General features: G+C 63.8%; 17 protein-coding genes. 9 read left to right on the top strand and 8 right to left on the bottom strand.

Annotated features, from left to right (window positions below; translation table 11 throughout):
* The 3 genes from NLM31_RS27675 to NLM31_RS27685 form a co-directional block, all read right to left on the bottom strand.
* Nucleotides 1-513, bottom strand: a complete 513-nt coding sequence (locus NLM31_RS27675) for a hypothetical protein (protein ID WP_254194305.1) — start codon at nt 511-513, stop codon at nt 1-3.
* A gap of 134 nt (nt 514-647) precedes the next feature.
* On the bottom strand, nt 648-1,130 hold the full coding sequence (locus NLM31_RS27680; RefSeq protein ID WP_254194306.1) for a DUF5680 domain-containing protein: 483 nt from the start codon (nt 1,128-1,130) through the stop codon (nt 648-650).
* Between the two features lie 3 nt (nt 1,131-1,133).
* On the bottom strand, nt 1,134-2,285 hold the full coding sequence (locus tag NLM31_RS27685) for a zinc-binding dehydrogenase (protein WP_254132342.1): 1,152 nt from the start codon (nt 2,283-2,285) through the stop codon (nt 1,134-1,136).
* A gap of 109 nt (nt 2,286-2,394) precedes the next feature.
* Between NLM31_RS27685 and NLM31_RS27690 the strand changes: the two genes are divergently transcribed.
* The 5 genes from NLM31_RS27690 (at nt 2,395) to NLM31_RS27710 (ending at nt 7,229) form a co-directional block, all read left to right on the top strand.
* Nucleotides 2,395-2,874: a GNAT family N-acetyltransferase gene (locus NLM31_RS27690; RefSeq protein WP_254194307.1), complete on the top strand. Its 480-nt coding sequence runs from the start codon at nt 2,395-2,397 to the stop codon at nt 2,872-2,874.
* A 250-nt stretch (nt 2,875-3,124) separates the two neighbouring features.
* Nucleotides 3,125-4,372 (top strand): MFS transporter, encoded by a 1,248-nt coding sequence (locus NLM31_RS27695; protein WP_256561737.1) that lies wholly within the window; start codon nt 3,125-3,127, stop codon nt 4,370-4,372.
* 52 nt (nt 4,373-4,424) lie between these two features.
* A complete protein-coding gene (locus NLM31_RS27700) occupies nt 4,425-5,591 on the top strand; it encodes a CynX/NimT family MFS transporter (RefSeq protein WP_254194308.1) in 1,167 nt (388 codons plus the stop codon).
* Between the two features lie 69 nt (nt 5,592-5,660).
* Complete coding sequence (locus NLM31_RS27705) at nt 5,661-6,272, top strand: PilZ domain-containing protein (RefSeq protein WP_212331855.1); 612 nt, start codon at nt 5,661-5,663, stop codon at nt 6,270-6,272.
* A 330-nt stretch (nt 6,273-6,602) separates the two neighbouring features.
* Nucleotides 6,603-7,229, top strand: a complete 627-nt coding sequence (locus NLM31_RS27710) for a transglutaminase-like cysteine peptidase (RefSeq protein ID WP_254132346.1) — start codon at nt 6,603-6,605, stop codon at nt 7,227-7,229.
* Between the two features lie 147 nt (nt 7,230-7,376).
* Here NLM31_RS27710 and NLM31_RS27715 read toward each other — a convergent pair whose 3' ends face one another.
* The 4 genes from NLM31_RS27715 to glsA all read right to left on the bottom strand — a co-directional run bounded on the left by NLM31_RS27715 (nt 7,377) and on the right by glsA (nt 12,414).
* On the bottom strand, nt 7,377-8,717 hold the full coding sequence (locus NLM31_RS27715) for an amidohydrolase family protein (protein WP_254194309.1): 1,341 nt from the start codon (nt 8,715-8,717) through the stop codon (nt 7,377-7,379).
* Between the two features lie 25 nt (nt 8,718-8,742).
* The gene (locus NLM31_RS27720; protein WP_254194310.1) at nt 8,743-9,306 is read right to left on the bottom strand and encodes an HdeD family acid-resistance protein; all 564 of its coding nucleotides are present in this window, start codon (nt 9,304-9,306) and stop codon (nt 8,743-8,745) included.
* Nucleotides 9,307-9,705: 399 nt separating this feature from the next.
* Nucleotides 9,706-11,346, bottom strand: a complete 1,641-nt coding sequence (locus tag NLM31_RS27725; protein WP_254194311.1) for an MFS transporter — start codon at nt 11,344-11,346, stop codon at nt 9,706-9,708.
* A 69-nt stretch (nt 11,347-11,415) separates the two neighbouring features.
* Nucleotides 11,416-12,414: a glutaminase A gene (gene glsA / locus NLM31_RS27730; protein WP_254194312.1), complete on the bottom strand. Its 999-nt coding sequence runs from the start codon at nt 12,412-12,414 to the stop codon at nt 11,416-11,418.
* A 374-nt stretch (nt 12,415-12,788) separates the two neighbouring features.
* On the opposite strand from glsA, the gene NLM31_RS27735 reads away from it, so the two are divergent.
* Nucleotides 12,789-12,998, top strand: a complete 210-nt coding sequence (locus NLM31_RS27735; RefSeq protein ID WP_254132351.1) for a hypothetical protein — start codon at nt 12,789-12,791, stop codon at nt 12,996-12,998.
* An 18-nt stretch (nt 12,999-13,016) separates the two neighbouring features.
* On the opposite strand, the gene NLM31_RS27740 is transcribed toward NLM31_RS27735, so the two are convergent.
* Nucleotides 13,017-13,724, bottom strand: coding sequence for a GntR family transcriptional regulator (locus NLM31_RS27740; RefSeq protein WP_254132352.1), 708 nt, complete (start codon nt 13,722-13,724; stop codon nt 13,017-13,019).
* Between the two features lie 268 nt (nt 13,725-13,992).
* On the opposite strand from NLM31_RS27740, the gene NLM31_RS27745 reads away from it, so the two are divergent.
* The 3 genes from NLM31_RS27745 to NLM31_RS27755 are packed head-to-tail and all read left to right on the top strand — an operon-like array spanning nt 13,993 to nt 17,271.
* Complete coding sequence (locus tag NLM31_RS27745) at nt 13,993-14,979, top strand: ABC transporter ATP-binding protein (RefSeq protein WP_254194313.1); 987 nt, start codon at nt 13,993-13,995, stop codon at nt 14,977-14,979.
* 43 nt (nt 14,980-15,022) lie between these two features.
* Nucleotides 15,023-16,312 carry a PotD/PotF family extracellular solute-binding protein gene (locus NLM31_RS27750; protein WP_254132354.1) on the top strand — a complete coding sequence of 430 codons (1,290 nt, stop codon included), beginning with the start codon at nt 15,023-15,025 and terminating at the stop codon, nt 16,310-16,312.
* Entirely contained in the window at nt 16,312-17,271 is a 960-nt protein-coding gene (locus NLM31_RS27755; RefSeq protein ID WP_254196275.1) for an ABC transporter permease, read from the top strand. Before NLM31_RS27750 ends, NLM31_RS27755 begins: the two co-directional genes overlap by 1 nt.
* The last annotated feature ends 2 nt before the right edge of the window (nt 17,272-17,273 follow it).

Below are 17,273 nucleotides of genomic sequence, written 5' to 3' on the forward strand. Positions count from 1 at the left end.
CTAATCCCTTGAGGCCACCAGCCTGCTGACACCGCCGGCCAGCCTTGCCTTGGTCCGCACCACAAAATCTTTTGCCGCACGGCTCAAGGCGCGGATGGCGCGCCAGGCCTCGGTCGCCTGCAGCCATGCCTTCATCTCGGAAAACTTCCCGTAGACCCAGGCGAACGCCGGAATTCGCATCAGCTTGTCGCGCGTGAGGTGGAACAGGCGCTCGACCAGCACGAGCTTGAGCAGCTCGCAACCGATGAACGCCGCTACGCCGCTCAGGAACTGCCCGGTCGCGACGAGGTACGCGGCCACCGGCTTGATCGGCTCCAGGATGATCACTGGCACGGAGAACAGCGCGAGCGACGGATAAGGCGGCAGCGACTTGATCCAGGCGCGCAGCCGCTTGAATTCGAAATGCCGCGAAAGCCAGCGCGAGATCGGCCGCGCCACGGCCATGAACACCGCATCCACCAGAAAGTAGATGGCAGCCAGGATGTAGGTGATGGGCTTCAGGATTCGCTTCACAATGACTCTCCCGCGAACTGAAAGCCGGAACCTTGGCCTAAGTTTCACCGCGACGTGAATAAGTCGCGGATTCCCTGTGGAACTTTTGGGGCAGTTGCCCTGCCCTGATTAGATCTCGGCGTGGATCTCCAGATTCATCGCAACAAGCCGCCACTATACCGCAGTTCGTAAAGCGATGCGCCATCATGCCGCGCGATCGTCTCGATGCCATGGAAGCGATCGAGCGCGCCCTCGGCCTCGTTGCGATAGATCATGCCGGCCTGCTCAAACCGGCGCGGTCCTCGAACGGGCTCCTCGACGCTGACGCCCAGCAGCGCCTGGCGCAGGAATTTGTAGACGGCGAGAAAACTGTCCCGCTCCTTGATCTCTGCGCCCACGCCTCCGCTGTAGCTCATCGACCAGATGACGCGATCGTCGCGCGACACGGTTTCCTGCCCAACGAAAAATCCCATCCCGAAATAGATATCGCGATAAGCGTAAGGCGGCGCACGGTGATCGAGCTGCTTTGAGCCGGCGAGCAGCGGCGCGGCCACGGTCGCGTCGTCATCGAGGCCTGCATAGGTGCGCCGCTTGGCTTCGACCAGAAATGCCGCGAGATCGGGCGGAATGGACGACATCGTCTACTCCACCAAGTCCGGCCACGGCACGATGGTCGACTTCACCGTCTTCATCGCCATCGCGTCCTTTACGGCTTGCGAGACGCCCTCCTCCGTGAACGGATAGATCGTCTGCATTTTCAGCCAGGGATATTTGTCCCGCGTGCGATAGAGCATGTCGACGCCGAGCGGCAGATCGTTGCCGGTGAAGCCCCAGGATCCCAGCACGTTGAGGTCCTTGGTGCAGATGCGGTGCCAGGATGTCTCGATCGAGCCGGCGTCGGTGAACTGGCCCATCTCGACATAGGTGCCGCCGTCGCGCAGCATCTCGATGCCCTCGGGCCCCGCGGTCGGGTGGCCCGAGCAATCCATCACCAGATCAGCACCAAAGCCGCCGACGATCTCGCGCACGCGCGCGATGCGCTCCTGCGGTGATTTGATCTCCTCGATATTGACCGTCGCTTCCGCGCCGAACTCGCGCGCCAGCTTGAGGCGCGGCTCTTCCGGCGCGCCGACGCAGATGACGCGCCCTGCTCCCATCTCGCGTGCCGCCGCAACCGCCAAAATGCCGATCGGGCCGGAGCCCTGGATCACCACCGTGTCGGCCCAGGTGAACCCGCCGGCGCGGGTCGCGCGGTTGAAGGCGCGGATGCAGGAGGTCAGCGGCTCCGACAGCGCGCCAAGGCGCAGCGACATGTCGTCGGGCAGCTTGTAAATCTTGGTGCCCGGAAGCATGTCGAGATCGACATAGACATATTCGGCCCAGCCGCCCCACATGTGCGGCGCCTTGTCGAAGCCGAGATAGCGGCCGTAATAGACCGGCGTCAGGCATTTGTTGGCGGTCTGCGGATAGTGAATGCAGTAATAGCATTTGCCGCAGGGCATCAGCGGCGGGATCATCACCTTCGATCCGACCTTGAGCGGCTTGCTCATGAAATCCTCGGTGAACTCGTCACCGCATTCGACGATGACGCCGCCGATCTCATGGCCAAGCGTGAACGGCCAGGGCAGCGGCTTCGGCCAATGGCCTTTCAGGATATGCAAATCCGTGCCGCAGACGCCGCACGCGCCGATCTTGATCAGCGCACCCTTGCGGCCGACCTTCGGCCACGGCACGGTCTTGATCACGGGCTCCGAGCCCGGTCCGGCGTGGGTGCAGACGCGGATCTGTTCCATGGCTGTTTCCTCGGGGCCCGTCTGTTATGATTGATGGGTGCGGGCGTGGGGCGAAGCGTATGTGAGATGCGCGGTCGTGCCAAGCTGCGATAGTTCGGGGACAACGCCGATGCTGCGTGATTATCGCGACGACGATGCCGAAGCGATCATACGCGTCGCGCTCGCCGCATTCGCCGAGTTCGAGCAGCACTATTCCGACTGGCCGTTGTTCAACACCCATGTCGCAAAAATGCCGACGCTCGCGAGAACCGGCGAGATCATCCTCGCCGAACATGACGGCCAGATCGTCGGCGCCGTGGCCTATGTCGGCCCGAAGGCGCCGAAGCCGGCCTTCTTCGAGCCGGCCTGGCCGATCATCCGCATGCTGGTGGTCGACCCCGCTGCACGCGGCAAAGGTATCGGCCGGCGATTGACGGAGGAATGCCTGCGCCGCGCTGAGCGTGATCAGGCGAGCGTCATCGCGCTCCACACGACGCCGATCATGACGGTCGCGCTGCCGATGTATCAGCGCATGGGATTTGTCTGGGTTCGCGAGGCGCCGGATATTCTGGGCGTGCCGTATGGGGTGTATGTGAAGTCGCTTGCGTAGTCTCCTGGCTACATCGCCGCGACAAACTCCGCCGTCATCCTGAGGTGCTCGTCTTGCGAAGCAAGGCGAGCCTCGAAGGATGGGCCGCGAGCGCTTGCGGCTCATCCTTCGAGGCTCGCTTCGCTCGCACCTCAGGATGACGGCGGTGTGTGTGGCGACAGTGCATGGCAGATGCCTGAGCACATCCAAGTGTCTTGAGCGCCCGCCGTCGAACGTGTAAGGCCCGAGCAGTCCCCACCCAGGTGCCCCCTTGAACCCCCTCCCCCAAAATCCCGTGGCTGCGTCTGGCTCGTTCGCGGCGATGAAGTCCGTGCCCTACCGGCTCCAGTTCATCGCTTACGTGCTGGCGATGATGGCGGACAATATCGAGCATGTGATCAGCTACTGGGTGGTGTTCCAGAAATTCCACTCGCCGACGCTGGGCGGTTTTGCGGTGCTGTCGCACTGGCTGCCGTTCCTGCTGTTCTCGGTCGTGGTCGGCGGGCTCGCCGACCGGTTCGATCCGCGCCGCATCATCCAGTGCGGCATGCTGCTGTTCATCGTGGCCTCGGCCGGCTGGGGCTTCTTCTTCATCACCGACACCATCCAGATGTGGCACGCGATGCTGCTGCTGGTGATCCATGGTTGCGCCGGCGTGCTGTGGCAAACGCCGAACCAGCTGCTGCTCTACGATCTCGTGGGTCCTGCCGACCTTCCGAGCGCGGTGCGGCTGAACGCGATGGCGCGCTATCTCGGCATCCTGGTCGGGCCTGCGGTGGGCGGGCTCATCATGCTGACGCTCGGCACCTCGCACGGCATCATCTTCAACACGCTGTTCTATCTGCCGATGCTGCTGTGGCTGTTCTGGGCGCCGGTGCGCGACAGCAGCATGGCCGTGCGGCGCTTCGCCGTGCGCGGCTTTGCTGACATCCTGCTGACAATGCGCGCCATCGGCTCCCAGCCGGTGCTCACCGCCATGACATGGCTCGCCGGCCTCACCTCCTTCATGATCGGCAACGCCTATCACGCGCAGATGCCGGGCTTTGCCGGCGATCTCGGCCATGGCGATCCCGGCGTCTCCTACAGCGTGCTGCTCGCGGCCGATGCCGCCGGCGCGCTGCTCGCCGGCATCGCGCTGGAATCCTGGGGACGGTTGAAAGGCACGCCGCGCACCGCGATCCTGCTGGCAACGCTGTGGAGCGTCGCGCTGCTCGGCTTCGCCGCGGTGCGGATCTATCCGGTCGCGATCGTGCTGCTGTTCTTTGCCGGCTTCTTCGAGCTGTCGTTCAACACCATGGCGCAGGCGCTGGTGCAGTTGAATGCGCCGGCCGATATCCGCGGCCGCGTCGTAGGTCTCTACAATATGGCGGGACTTGGCATGAGGGCGTTCAGCGGCATCACCGTCGGCGTCTTTGGTGCCGCGATCGGCATTCACTGGTCACTGGGACTATCGGCCGCAGTGCTGCTGATGCTGCTGCTGTTGCTGTATCAGCGCGCGGCGAGGAAGACTGTCGGTTGACTCTCGTCCCTCCCCACCGCACGCTCGATCAGCGGGCGGGGGAGATCAGGCATTGCGCAATCGCTGGACCATTCTTGCGATCCTGTTCGTCGTTCGCCTCACCATCGCGTTCCAGTTCCAGAGCGTGGCGGCCGTCGCGCCGCTGCTCAGCAAGACATTCGGTGTCGGGCTCGCCGACATCGGCATCCTGATCGGGCTCTATTTCACGCCGGGTGTCGTGCTGGCGCTGCCGGGCGGCGCGATCGGCCGCACCCTCGGCGACAAACCGACCACGATCGCCGCGCTGCTGCTGATGACGGCCGGCAGCCTGGTGATGGCCACCACCGAGATCTGGGGCTTGCAGATGGCGGGCCGGCTGGTCTCCGGCGCCGGCGGCGTGCTGCTGACGGTGCAGCTCACCAAGATGGGCACCGACTGGTTCGCGGGGAAGGAGATCGCCACCGCAATGGCGATCTTCGTCAACTCCTGGCCGGCGGGCGTTGCGATCTCGCTGCTGGTGCTGCCGGCGATCGGCACCGCCTATGGCGCGGGCGCCGTATTCGCAGCGACGGGCGCGCTGAGCGCGATCGGTGTTGCGCTGATCATGTTCTATCAGCCGCCACCGGGCGCAACGGTCAGCGCCGCGGGCTCTGCCCGTCTCGATCCGCTCGCGCTGCTCGCGGTGATCGTCGCGGGCCTGATCTGGGGCCTCTTTAATGTCGGCTTCGCCATGATCTTCTCGTTCGGCCCCGCCTTGCTCGCCGAACGCGGCTGGAGCATCGCCGCGGCAGGCTCGGCGATCAGCGTCGTGATGTGGCTGTCGGTGGTTTCGGTGCCGGCCGGCGGGTACCTCGCCGATCGTTTCAAGCACCCCTTTATATTGGTGATCACCGCCAGCCTCCTGGTGGCCGCCCTGCTGGCCTGGTTGAGCCGGTCCGACGCCGTCATCACGATTCTGGTCCTGATCGGCCTGATCGGCGGCCATCCGGCCGGCCCGATCATGAGCCTGGCCGCCCGCGTGCTCGTGCCGGAGACCCGGGCGATCGGGATGGGCGTGTTTTACACCCTCTTCTATGCCGCGATGATGCTGGGGCCGGCGGTGGCCGGGCGGCTGGCCAAATCGGCGGGGACGGCGGCGGTCGCGCTCGACCTCGGCGCGCTGACGGTATTGGCCTGCCCGCCCTTGATGTGGCTTTTCGAACGCATTGTGTCGGTGCGTATTCGTCGCGCCAAATCATAACGCGGCATTAACCCTATGCACCTTAGGGTCGTGCCGGACTCCGCCCGGGCGGGGGGTCGGGTAGTGAAAATGGCGTTGGCGAACAAAAAATTTCTTCCGGCCGCCGAGGAACGTCGGCGTTTCCAGCGGGTGAAGGTGCACCTGCTCGGCCGTTACATGCTGCCGGATCGCCGTGAATTCCCCTGCCAGGTGATCAACATGTCGCCCGGCGGGCTGGCGCTGCTGGCGCCCGGCATCGGCAATGTCGGCGACCGCGTGGTCGCCTATCTCGACCATATCGGCCGCGTCGAAGGCAAGATCACCCGGATCATCGACAACGGCTTTGCCATGACGGTCGGCGCGACGCCGCGCAAGCGCGACAAGCTCGCCGCCCAGCTGACCTGGCTCGCCAACCGCGACATTCTCAACCTGCCGGAAGATCGCCGCCACGACCGTATCGTGCCGCGCAACCCGATCGCGGTGCTGACGCTCGAGGACGGCACCAAGATGACCTGCCGCATCATCGACCTCTCATTGTCCGGCGCGGCCATCGCGGCCGAGAACCGCCCGCCACTGAAATCGACGGTGATGCTCGGCCGGGTCCAGGGCCGCGTGGTCCGAAACCTCGAAGACGGCTTCGCGCTGGAGTTCCTGCACTCGCAGCCGATCGAGACACTCGAAGAGAGCGTTACCGCTCGGTAAAGCGAGAGCTCGCCAAAACCCCTGTTTTCCAGGCCTCAAAGGCGGCTTCCGTGATCCGGACGCCGCCTTTTTCGCGTCTGGCTGCGGCCTGACGCGGGTTAACGCACGACCTGTTCGCGCGCTGAAACGTCGGTTCCGCCAGCGTTTCCGCGTTAATCCCTAAAATTTGAATCAATTGCAGTATTCTCAAATTTTACTCGAATTATCTTCAAGTATAGATCGAATTCACCGCGCCTTTTACTTGTATTCGTCTCGACTTGACTTGGCCGACTTAGCGGCAACTCAAAAGCTCCATGCGAAATGTGGTCCCAACAAGAAACGGGGGCCGCAATGTTGGACTTCAGGGGACGGGGGAAGGCACTGGCACTTGCTGCCATGCTCTTCGGGATCAGCGCTGCAGCGCAGGCCGGTGAAAGCCGTCTGCTCTACGCGAGCCTCGGCGACACCACGCGTGCGCCGATCGGCTGGGTCGAGTTTTGTGCAGAGAATGCCGCTCAGTGTCAGGGCGGGCCGACGCAGCCGCGCGACATCGTGATGTCGCAGACCGCGTGGCGCGATCTGACCAAGGTCAATCGCTGGGTCAACGAGACCATCAAGCCTTTGACCGACCAGGAGCACTGGGGCGTGATCGAGAAGTGGTCGCTGCCGACCGACGGTTACGGCGACTGTGAAGACTACGTGCTGTTGAAGCGCAAGATGCTGATTGATGCCGGTTGGCCGCGTGAGGCCCTGCTCATCACCGTCGTGCGTGACAAGAAGGGCGAAGGACACGCGGTGCTGACGGTGAAGACCGACAAGGGCGAGTTCGTTCTCGACAATCAGAACGAGAGCGTCGTTGCCTGGACGGAGACCGGCTACCGCTTCGTCAAGCGCCAGTCGCAGGCCGATCCCAATGTCTGGGTGTCGCTCGGCGATACCAAGCCGGCGGTCTCCACCGCCAGCGCAAGAGATCAGTAGGAACGAGACAACGAGTTACGCGACCCGGTCACATCCCCACCCCTCCCCGTCCCAGACCGGTTCGCGCGCGGCCAGCCATCCCCCAATGGCTGGCCGCAACTTTTTTGGGCCTGTAAGGCCGCGACGTGCAAACGACGCGCGCCTTCGTCAGCGCGGCAGGATGTTCTTGTAGACCTTGCCGTCCTTCATGATCACCACAAAACTCTTCGCGGGATCCGCAACGAGGGTGATGTCGTCAAGCGGATTGCCATCGACCAGCAGGAGATCGGCGAGCGCGCCCTCCTCGACCACACCGAGCTTGCCGGGATAAGGATTGCGCAGGCCCGACAGGCTCAGCAGTTCCGCGTTGGTCGACGTCGCCATGACCAGCGCTTCGGCCGGCGTGTACCAGCGCGTCAGCGCGGCCAGCATCGAGCCCTGCTTCTCCGCCAGCGCCTGCGAGAACAGGACGTCGGTGCCGAAAGCGGTCTTGAGGTGGTATTTCTTTGCCAACTCATAGACACGGTCGGTGCCGGCAACGACCTGCCGCAACTTGTCCTGCTCCGAAGGCCCGAGCCCGGCGCCAGCCGACATATCCAGGAACGGCTGTGTGCTCAGCCAGATCCCCTTCTCCGCCATCAGCTTTGCGCTGGCCTCGTCCATGAGGTGACCGTGCTCGATGCATTTCACGCCGGCGGCGATGGAGCGCTGGATCGCGACCGGCGTATAGGCGTGCGTGGCGACGTAGGTGCCCCAATTGTCGGCGGCCTCGACGGCGGCGCGCAGCTCGGGCTCGGTGAAGGTAGAGACGTCGAGCGGGCTGAACGGGGATGCGACGCCGCCGCCCGCGGTGAGCTTGACCTGCGAGGCCCCCTGCATCAGCTGCTCGCGGGCACGCACGCGCACCTCGTCGGGACTGTCGGCAACCATGCTGCCGCCGATCCGCTCCATGCGGCTGAGCATGCCGCCGATGGTGCGCGGCAGATCGGAGAGCTGGCGGAAGTCGCCGTGACCGCCGGTGATGGTGATGATGGCGCCGGACGGATAAATGCGCGGACCGGCAACGAGGTCCTCGTCAATGGCCTGCTTCAGGCCAAAGGTCGGCCCACCCATGTCGCGTATGGTGGTGAAGCCGCGCATCAGCGTTGCGGTCGCTTCGCTGGCGGCGAGCAGATTGTTGTAGCCGATATCGCCTGCAAGAGCCGCCGTCGGCGACGGGCGCACCAGCATGGCGTGCCAATGCGCGTCGATCAGCCCCGGCATCAGCACACGGCCGCCGCCGGCGATGATCTGGCTGGTCGCGGTGATGTCCGTGGTCGAGATCTTCTCGATCTTGCCGTCCCTGACGAGGACATTGGATGCGGCCGAGAGCGTCGCGTTCCTGCCGTCAAAGATCCTGACGTTGCGGAACAGGACGGTCGAGTCCTGCTGGCCGGCCGCGGGCGATGCGCTGCAGACAATCATCGCGAGCAGCACCGCGAGGCCGGCCCGCATACTCAATCCCGACATGTTCGATCTCCGCGCTGAGGTGCCGCTACGCGGCGGCTCCGACAGGCCGCCAGGCAATGGTCAGCCAGCCGATGCCGTGCGACAGCAGATCAATGCCGAGCAGCATGCCCAACACCCAGAGCCCTGTCATCGGAAAGCCGGTGAGAATGACCAGACCGGCGAGCACGCCGAACAGTCCGGACGCCAACATGATGCCGCCGCCCTGCTGCCAGCGGCCGATGCCGATCAGGATGCGGACTATTCCGGAGATCAGGAGTGCAAGGCCAAGCGCATAGGTCAGCAGCAGCGCGCCGGTCAGCGGCTGGCTGATGAGCACGATGCCGAAGGCGATGTAGAGAACGCCAAGCACCACCTGCCAGACAAAGCCGCCCCAGCCCTTGGTCCAGAACGCGTGGAAGACCTCGAAGGCGCCGGTGGCAATCGCCATCCAGCCGATGAACAGCGCGCTGATCACGGTAAAGAAGGCAACATCGCCCAGCACCATCAGCCCCGTGAACACCATGAAGAGACCCAGGAGCACGCAGACCCAGCGGCGTGGCTGCGGCAGGCCGGTCGCGCCCATGGGCGCACCATGATCGTAAGTCGTCATGACCTTCTCCCTTGATTATCTCCAGCGCCAGCCGCAATGGCGCCGACCGCGATGCCACCAGCACACCCAGCGCCGGCGCTTCCGATGCCGCGGCGGTGGCCGGTGCGGCGGTCGATGTGGCGGTCGATGCGGTGGACGGTGTGGTGGCCGAGGCGATGGGCGGTGGGGTGACGCCGACGACGGACCGGCACCTTGCGCGTAGGTTTGGCCGGCAGGATCACGCGCGCCGGAGGCAGAATGATCGGCCGGCGATGCCTCAGGCAGAGCCTCGGCGTCCCCTGACCAAATGCTTGCTCCTGCGCCCGCCAGGATAACGCCGCCGAACAGCGTTCGCAGCGCATCGCGGCGATCGATCTCATGCATAGGACTCTCCTTCACAAAGTCCCCTGCCCTCTGAACTCACGTCTTTGCAGCCGACTCATCACTCGGAATCTCACCCGGCAGATAATCCGGCAGCCGCCCGGCCGGGATGATCGCGATCAGTGCGAGGCCCGCCATGAAGAGCAGTCCAATCTTCAGCGCACGCAGCCGCGCTTCGGTATTCACGCGCACGGCTTCGGCGACCTGTTGCGGCGATCCGTTCGTGCGTTCCAGAACGCTGAGCAGACGGTCGTTGCTGACGAAGGTGATGTTGTCGAGATCGACCTGGGCTTGCAGCTCCGGCGTCAGCACCGGGCTCGCCGTGATCTTGCCGAGCGCAATCGTGCTGAGCAGGCCGACCATCAGCGCGCCGGCCACGGCCGTTCCGACCGCGGAAGCCAGGTTCTGCGTCGTCCCGCGCAGGGACCCGACGTCGCCGGCGAGTATCTTCGGCGACGACGTCACCAGGACGTTGAACAACAATGTCACCAGCGAGCCCTGACCGATGCCGAACAGGACGAGCCCGAACAGCACCGGAACCTCGCTCCAGTCGTTGTGCACGACGAAGGCGAGCCAGGCCAGCCCGACGGTGCAGAAGGCGAAGCCGTAGCGACCGATCTGGCGCGGTGTAAGCCGGTCGTAGACATTGACGATCAGCATTGCCGCGAAGAAGACGGTGAGGTTGAACGGCATCATCGCGATCGCGGTCGCGAGTGGCGTGCGCCCCTGCACGATCTGGATGTAGAGCGGCACGGTGAAATTCAAGGCCGCCTCGAGCGCCACCACCGCGAACAGCGAATAGACGGCGCAGCGTTCTTCGGGAGAGTCGATCACCGCAAGCGCCAGCAGCGGCGTCTTGCCGGCGGCCTGCCGCCGGTGCGTCCACATCAGGAAGGCCTGGCCCAGCACGATTCCGAGTACGATCATGACCGGCGCGGGCGAAAGACCGACGAGATCGAACGGCGCATTCGCCGTCGCAACCGCAAGGCCCCATCCGTTGAGATTGTTGAAGCCGAAACTGATAAGGACAATCGCACTCGCGGCGAGCACGACGCCGACGAGATCGATCTCCACATCCGGCCGGCCGTGATCGGGCTTCAGACGGAAGCTCAACAGGAACGCGATGGCGGACGCCGCAATCAGAACGCCGAACGTCGGCCGCCAGCCGATATAAGTTCCGAGCACGCCACCGATGATGAAGGCCAGAACGCCGGCCGCAGCGCGTGCCGAACCAAGTGCACCAAGTGCGGTTGCCTGCTGCTTGCCTGCATAATTCTCGGCAATCAGCGCAACCAGCGAGGGCACGATCACCGATCCCGCCGCGCCACAGAGCGCCTGCGCAGAGATCATGACGGAAGCCGACGGACTGAAGGTCATCATGATTTGCGAGATGAAGAACAGCACCACTGCGCCGCGAAAAACCCGCAACGCACCAAAGCGCTGGGCAAGCTTGGCGCCGAGCATCACAAAACCGGCGACCAGCATCGAATACGCCACGATGCCCGTCGCGACGGTCGTTGGCGGCACACCGAAACTCGCGACCATTCCGCCCATCGCCACTGGCAGCGAAGCGACATTGAACGACATGATCATCTGGCCCAGCGCAATCGCGATCATGGGAACCCATGACGCGCGCTCCTCCTGGTGAATGCCGCCGATCGACATTGTCTGCGTGACCATGACGTCCCTCCGGCTTGGTTAGCGTTGCGATCAGTCAGGCCTGCGGGCCCGCCGATCTTTTTTGCGCATTCATTGTTCCGGTTGCGATACGAACAGATCCATTCCCAGCCGCTGCGACAGGAATTTTGCCGCAAGCTGTCCCCGCACGCTGTTGCCGGCTGCGTCGAGCGGCGGGGCGAAGGTGCCGAAGCCTCCCTTGCCCGGCGACACCGCGACGATGCCGCCGCCGATCCCGCTCTTGCCGGGCAGCCCAATATCGTAGAGCCAGTCGCCCGACGTCTCATACAGCCCGGCGGTGATCATGACGGCGAGCGCGTAATGGCAGACCGCGGCATCGACGACACGCTGCTTGGTGACCGGGTTGACGCCGCCATCGGCCAACGTCGCTCCCATCACAGCGAGATCGCGGGCGCTCACGTTGAGCGAGCACTGCCGCGTGTAGAGATCAGTCGCTTCCTTGGCGTCGCAATAGATGCGGTCGTAGCTCTCCAGCAGCCGCGCGATGCTGCGGTTGCGGAAATTGGTCTGCGACGCCGACGTATAGACCTCTTCGTTGAGCGGCAGCGTGCGGCCGGCAAAGCGCGACAATCCGTCGTGGATGAATGACCACCGCGCTTCGGCAGTCGCGCCCGGCGCAAGGCTCGTCGTCGCGATCGCGCCGGCGTTGACCATCGGATTGGTACGGCCGCTACCCTGCTCGATTGCGGCAAGCGAATTGAACGGAAGACCGGTCGCGTTGGCGCCGAGCTTCGCGCGCGCTTCCTCGGGTCCGATGGTCTCACAGACCAGCGCGAACAGGAACGGCTTCGACACGCTCATGATCGAGAATTCGTAGTCGACGTCGCCGGCGCCATAGACGTGCCCGCCGGTGCCGACCACGCAGACGCCGAACAACTCGCTCGGCACCCGGGCAAGCGCAGGATAGACCTGCGAGTTCTCGCCATCGCGATTTGATTTGAAGCGCCGCTGCGCCTCGTTGACCAGCGACTGCACAGTGTCTGGGGCCGGCAGGTGGCCGGTCGAGACATAGGCCGGCTCCCGCTCTTCGACTGCCGAATGCGACGCCATTGCACTACTCCGTGGAACGGATTCGACTGTGGCCGAAACAGATCCAGAACTCTCCGCGCGACGGTAAGTTGATGCTCCTGTCCTACCAGAGTCAATTTGCAACTATAGGGCGATTTTGCAATTCAGCCATACGCCTCCAATGGAAATACATCTCAAGAGGCATTTGTTTGGGACGCTTCGACAAATGAGTAAGCGAGGCTGCCTCGCTTACATCAAACTCTCGTCAAAATCGAGCAGCGCGCACAGCCTCCAGACAACGCAAGATTGCAACCGAAGCTGACAGGCGTACGATCGGGCGATCTGCGCGCCAGGAGACCAATGGGGCGAGCGGTGGGCTTCAAGCCCAAGGCGCGCAGCAAGCGGTGAGGCGTAACATGGTGGCACAAACGACTGATGGTCCCGTCCTGCTCATCAAGAAACTCGGCGGACTCTTCGCAATCATTATCGGATGCCTGCTGACCGCGGTCGGCGTGACCTTTGAATCCGGCGGCACGACGTTCATCGGCGTGCTTCTGCTGGTCATTGGCGCTGTTCTGCTGGTGCTGAAGATCATCAGGCGCAACGAAGGATCTTCGCTGTCCTAGCCGACCGGTGCGGTTCGCTTACGCGCCCAGCACGTCGGCGAGCCGCAGCTCGTCGGCGGCGGGATCCTTCAGGAACAGCTCGGCCTCGATCTCGTTCAGATGCGACAGCATCTGCGAGCGCGCAGCCTGCTTGTCGCGCTTGCGGATCGCGGTGACGATCTCGGCATGATGATCGGTGCCGCAGGCCGGCGTGTCGTGACGGCGATAGAGCAGGATGATCAGCGAAGAGCGCGCGATCAGCTCCTTCAGAAAGCCGAGATAGATGCTGTGACCGCTCATCTCGGCGATGAGACGGTGAAATTCGCCAGAGAGCCGAACTGACGCGCGCGCATCGCCGCGCAATTCCGCCTCACGCTCTTCGGCGAGATGTTGCTGGAGACGATTGATCCATGCGGGCGAGACGGCTTCGCAGGCGTGATCGACGATGGTGGGCTCGATCAGGCGGCGCGCTTCGAACACCTCGCGGGCATCCGCAGGCGTCGGGCGCGCGACGAAGGCGCCACGGTTCTTCTCGATGTTGACGATGCCCTCATGCGCGAGCTGCTGCAGCGCGGTACGGACCAGCGTGCGGCTCGCGCCATAGATCTCGCCGATCTCGTCTTCGCCGAGCTTGGTGCCCGGTAGCAGGCGATGCTCGAGGATCGCCGCAGTCACGCCTTCCCTGATCCGGCTGACGCGATCGCTCACGTCGGGCGCATCGGATTTCGGGCGGGATTTGGCGGCCATTCGTTCGAGGGTTGGGTTTGAGGGTTTGGTCGGCGACGTTCGGTCTCGAATGGTAATCGACGAGCTGTATCCAATCACAGGCGAAACTTTATACAATCTTCGCCCATTTTGTGTGCATACTATCGCCCGCGCGGCAGGTCGCGCAGCGCTGCTGGATTCGATCTAACGATTTGACTCCACTGCACAGTTCTAAGATTCGGCCGGCCAAGGGCGGTTGGCACGGACCTTGCGGAGAGACGCGGAGCACCGCCCCTCCTTCGGACACACCATGGCCACTCCTGCCGCTCTCGAACTGGTCGCCGTCACCAAGCGCTACGACACGACGCTGGCGGTCGACACAGTCAATCTGAAGATCCCCGCCGGCACCTATTGCTGTCTGCTCGGACCGTCCGGATGCGGAAAAACCTCGACTTTGCGGATGATCGCGGGCCACGAAGCCGTCAGCGAGGGCGACATCATCCTGGGCGCGCAGAACGTCACCGACCTCGAGCCCGCCAAGCGCGGCACGGCGATGATGTTCCAGTCCTACGCGCTGTTTCCGCATCTGAGCGTGCTCGACAATGTTGCGTTTGCCCTGAAAATGCGCGGCGTCGACCGCGCGACGCGGCACAAGCGGGCCGGCGAATTGCTGGAGCTGGTGGCGATGAGCCCTTACGCCGGCCGCCTGCCGGCCCAGCTCTCCGGCGGCCAGCAGCAACGCGTCGCGCTCGCCCGCGCGCTGATCACCGAGCCGCAGATTCTGCTGCTCGACGAGCCGCTGTCCGCACTCGATCCGTTCCTGCGGGTGAGGATGCGCGGCGAGCTGAAGCGGCTGCAGCGCGAGCTCGGCATCAGCTTCATCCAGGTCACCCACGGCCAGGAAGAGGCAATGGCGCTCGCCGACCACATCGTGGTGATGAACCAGGGCAGGATCGAGCAGCAGGGCACGGCCCGCGACATCTTCCATCATCCCCGCACCGAATTTGTGGCCCGCTTCATCGGCGGCCACAACGTCCTCAGCGACGCCGGCAAGCTCATCGCCGTGCGCGCCGATCAGCTCGGCATCAAGCCGGTCACTGACGGCGCGTTCGGCGCACCGGCGCTGCTGACCCAGACCGAGTACCAGGGCTCCTACGTCGCCGTCTCGCTCACGCTCGACGACGGCACCGCCTTGTTCTCCCATGTTCCCGAGGCCACCTTCGACGTCCACCCGTTCCGTCCGGGCGACCGCGTGCTGGCCACCTGGGATCCCGCCAAGGCGCAACGTCTGCAATAGCGCCGTCATCATAGAAAATGCGCAACACAGAGGAGTGACTGGAATGACTGAGACCACCAAGAAGACCGGCGTCAGCCGCCGCACGCTACTCAAGAGCACCGCAGGTCTCGCCGGCCTCGCCGCCGGCTCCGGCGCCATCACCGGCTTCCCCTACGTGATGTCGGCCGAGCCGAAGGTGCTGCGCTATCTCGGCACCGCCGTGAACGAGGGCGACGACATCTCCAAGCAGTGTCTGAAAGACACCGGCATCAAGATCGAATACATCACCGCGACCACCGACGACGTCACCAAGCGCGTGATGACCCAACCGAACTCCTTCGACGTGCTGGATACCGAATATTTCTCGCTGAAGAAGATCGTGCCGTCGGGCAACATCCTTGCCCTCGACGCCAAGAAGATCAAGGAATTCGACAACATCACGCCGGTCTTCACCAAGGGCGAGACGCCCGGCGGCAAGAAGATCGGCGGCCAGGGCACCGCGCCCTGGAAGGTGCTGTACCTCGAAGGCAAGGACTCCAAGAAGTTCGCGACGTCGGCGACCGAGTTCGTCACGCTGATTCCGACCGTCTACAACGCCGACACGCTCGGCATCCGCCCCGACATCATCAAGCGCCCGATCAACTCCTGGGCTGAACTGCTCAACCCCGAGTTCAAGGGCAAGGCCTCGATCCTCAACATCCCCTCGATCGGCATCATGGATGCCGCGATGGTCGTGGAAGCCACCGGCAAGTACAAATATGCCGACAAGGGCAACATGACCAAGGAAGAGATCGATCTCACCATGAAGGTGATGACCGAGGCCAAGAAGGCCGGCCAGTTCCGCGCGTTCTGGAAGGACTTCAACGAGAGCGTCAACCTGATGGCCTCGGGCGAAACGGTGATCCAGTCGATGTGGTCGCCGGCGGTGACGAAGGTGCGCTCGATGGGCATCGCCTGCACCTTCCAGCCGCTCAAGGAAGGCTATCGCTCCTGGGCCTCGGGCTTCTGCGTCTCCAAGGGCGTCTCGGGTCCGAAGCTCGACTGGGCCTATGAGTTCGTGAACTGGTTCTTGTCCGGCTATGCCGGCGCCTATCTCAACCGCCAGGGCTATTACTCGGCCGTGCTCTCGACCGCGAAGGCGAACATGGAGCCCTACGAGTGGGCCTACTGGATGGAAGGCAAGCCGGCCGAGAAGGACATCAAGGCGCCCGACGGCTCGCTGCTGGAGAAGGCCGGCGCGGTGCGTGACGGCGGCTCCTACGAGGACCGCATGGGCGGCGTCGCCTGCTGGAACGCCGTGATGGACGAGAACGACTACATGGTCCGCAAGTGGAACGAGTTCATCGCCGCGTGATGGATACGTCGGAAGACATCCTGCAACAGCCATCCCCGGACCTCGTCCGGGGATCGGTGACGGCGCGCCCTGCGAAAGCGGCGCGCCTGTCGCCCTCCTTCATCTCCTGGCTTCAGGCCGGGCCGATGATGCTGGTGTTTCTCGCCTTCTTCCTGATCCCGCTCGTCTTCGTCGTCATCGTCTCGTTCTGGGACTACAACGAATATCAATTGCTGCCGGCCTTCTCCGGCCGCGGCTACACCGACACGTTCGAAGGCTGCATCGCGCAGCTCCCCGACCTCTGCACCATCGCCAAGACCTATCTGAAGACGCTGAAGCTGTGCTTCCTGGTCTGGGCCATCACGCTCTTCATCGGCTTCTGGGTCGCCTATTTCCTCGCCTTCCACATCAAGTCCAAGACCTGGCAGATGGGACTGTCGCTGCTCTGCACGATCCCGTTCTGGACCTCCAACGTCATCCGCATGATCGCCTGGATCCCGCTGCTCGGGCGCAATGGCCTGGTGAACTCGGGCCTGATGAAAACGGGCCTGATCGGCCAGCCAATCGAATGGCTGCTGTTCTCCGAATTCTCCGTGGTGCTGGCGCTGGTTCATCTTTTCACCTTCTTCATGGTGGTGCCGATCTTCAATTCGATGATCCGCATCGACAAGTCGTTGATCGAAGCCGCCTATGACGCTGGCGCCACCGGCTTCCAGACGTTGGTCAACATCATCATTCCACTCGCCAAGCCCGGCATCGTGATCGGCTCGATCTTCGTCATCACCATCGTGATGGGCGACTTCATCACCATCGGCGTGATGGGCGGCCAGCAGATCGCGGCGGCCGGCAAGATCATCGAGACGCGGGTGAACGCGCTGCAATTCCCGGCCGCGGCCGCCAATGCCGTGATCCTGCTCGTCATCACCTTCCTGATCATCACCATGATGTCGCGCATCGTCGACATCAAGAAGGAGCTGTAGGC

Origin of the sequence: Bradyrhizobium sp. CCGUVB4N, from assembly GCF_024199945.1 — a bacterium.
Lineage (GTDB): Bacteria > Pseudomonadota > Alphaproteobacteria > Rhizobiales > Xanthobacteraceae > Bradyrhizobium.

Bases quoted from the DNA above. Each gene is read 5' to 3' on its own strand.
- NLM31_RS27740 (WP_254132352.1), bottom strand. From the start codon at position 13,724: ATGGCCGCCAAATCCCGCCCGAAATCCGATGCGCCCGACGTGAGCGAT.
- NLM31_RS27735 (WP_254132351.1), top strand. From the start codon at position 12,789: ATGGTGGCACAAACGACTGATGGTCCCGTCCTGCTCATCAAGAAACTC.
- NLM31_RS27680 (WP_254194306.1), bottom strand. From the start codon at position 1,130: ATGTCGTCCATTCCGCCCGATCTCGCGGCATTTCTGGTCGAAGCCAAG.
- NLM31_RS27720 (WP_254194310.1), bottom strand. From the start codon at position 9,306: ATGACGACTTACGATCATGGTGCGCCCATGGGCGCGACCGGCCTGCCG.
- NLM31_RS27745 (WP_254194313.1), top strand. From the start codon at position 13,993: ATGGCCACTCCTGCCGCTCTCGAACTGGTCGCCGTCACCAAGCGCTAC.
- NLM31_RS27690 (WP_254194307.1), top strand. From the start codon at position 2,395: ATGCTGCGTGATTATCGCGACGACGATGCCGAAGCGATCATACGCGTC.
- NLM31_RS27755 (WP_254196275.1), top strand. From the start codon at position 16,312: ATGGATACGTCGGAAGACATCCTGCAACAGCCATCCCCGGACCTCGTC.
- NLM31_RS27685 (WP_254132342.1), bottom strand. From the start codon at position 2,285: ATGGAACAGATCCGCGTCTGCACCCACGCCGGACCGGGCTCGGAGCCC.
- NLM31_RS27725 (WP_254194311.1), bottom strand. From the start codon at position 11,346: ATGGTCACGCAGACAATGTCGATCGGCGGCATTCACCAGGAGGAGCGC.
- NLM31_RS27710 (WP_254132346.1), top strand. From the start codon at position 6,603: ATGTTGGACTTCAGGGGACGGGGGAAGGCACTGGCACTTGCTGCCATG.
- NLM31_RS27750 (WP_254132354.1), top strand. From the start codon at position 15,023: ATGACTGAGACCACCAAGAAGACCGGCGTCAGCCGCCGCACGCTACTC.
- glsA (WP_254194312.1), bottom strand. From the start codon at position 12,414: ATGGCGTCGCATTCGGCAGTCGAAGAGCGGGAGCCGGCCTATGTCTCG.
- NLM31_RS27715 (WP_254194309.1), bottom strand. From the start codon at position 8,717: ATGTCGGGATTGAGTATGCGGGCCGGCCTCGCGGTGCTGCTCGCGATG.
- NLM31_RS27705 (WP_212331855.1), top strand. From the start codon at position 5,661: ATGGCGTTGGCGAACAAAAAATTTCTTCCGGCCGCCGAGGAACGTCGG.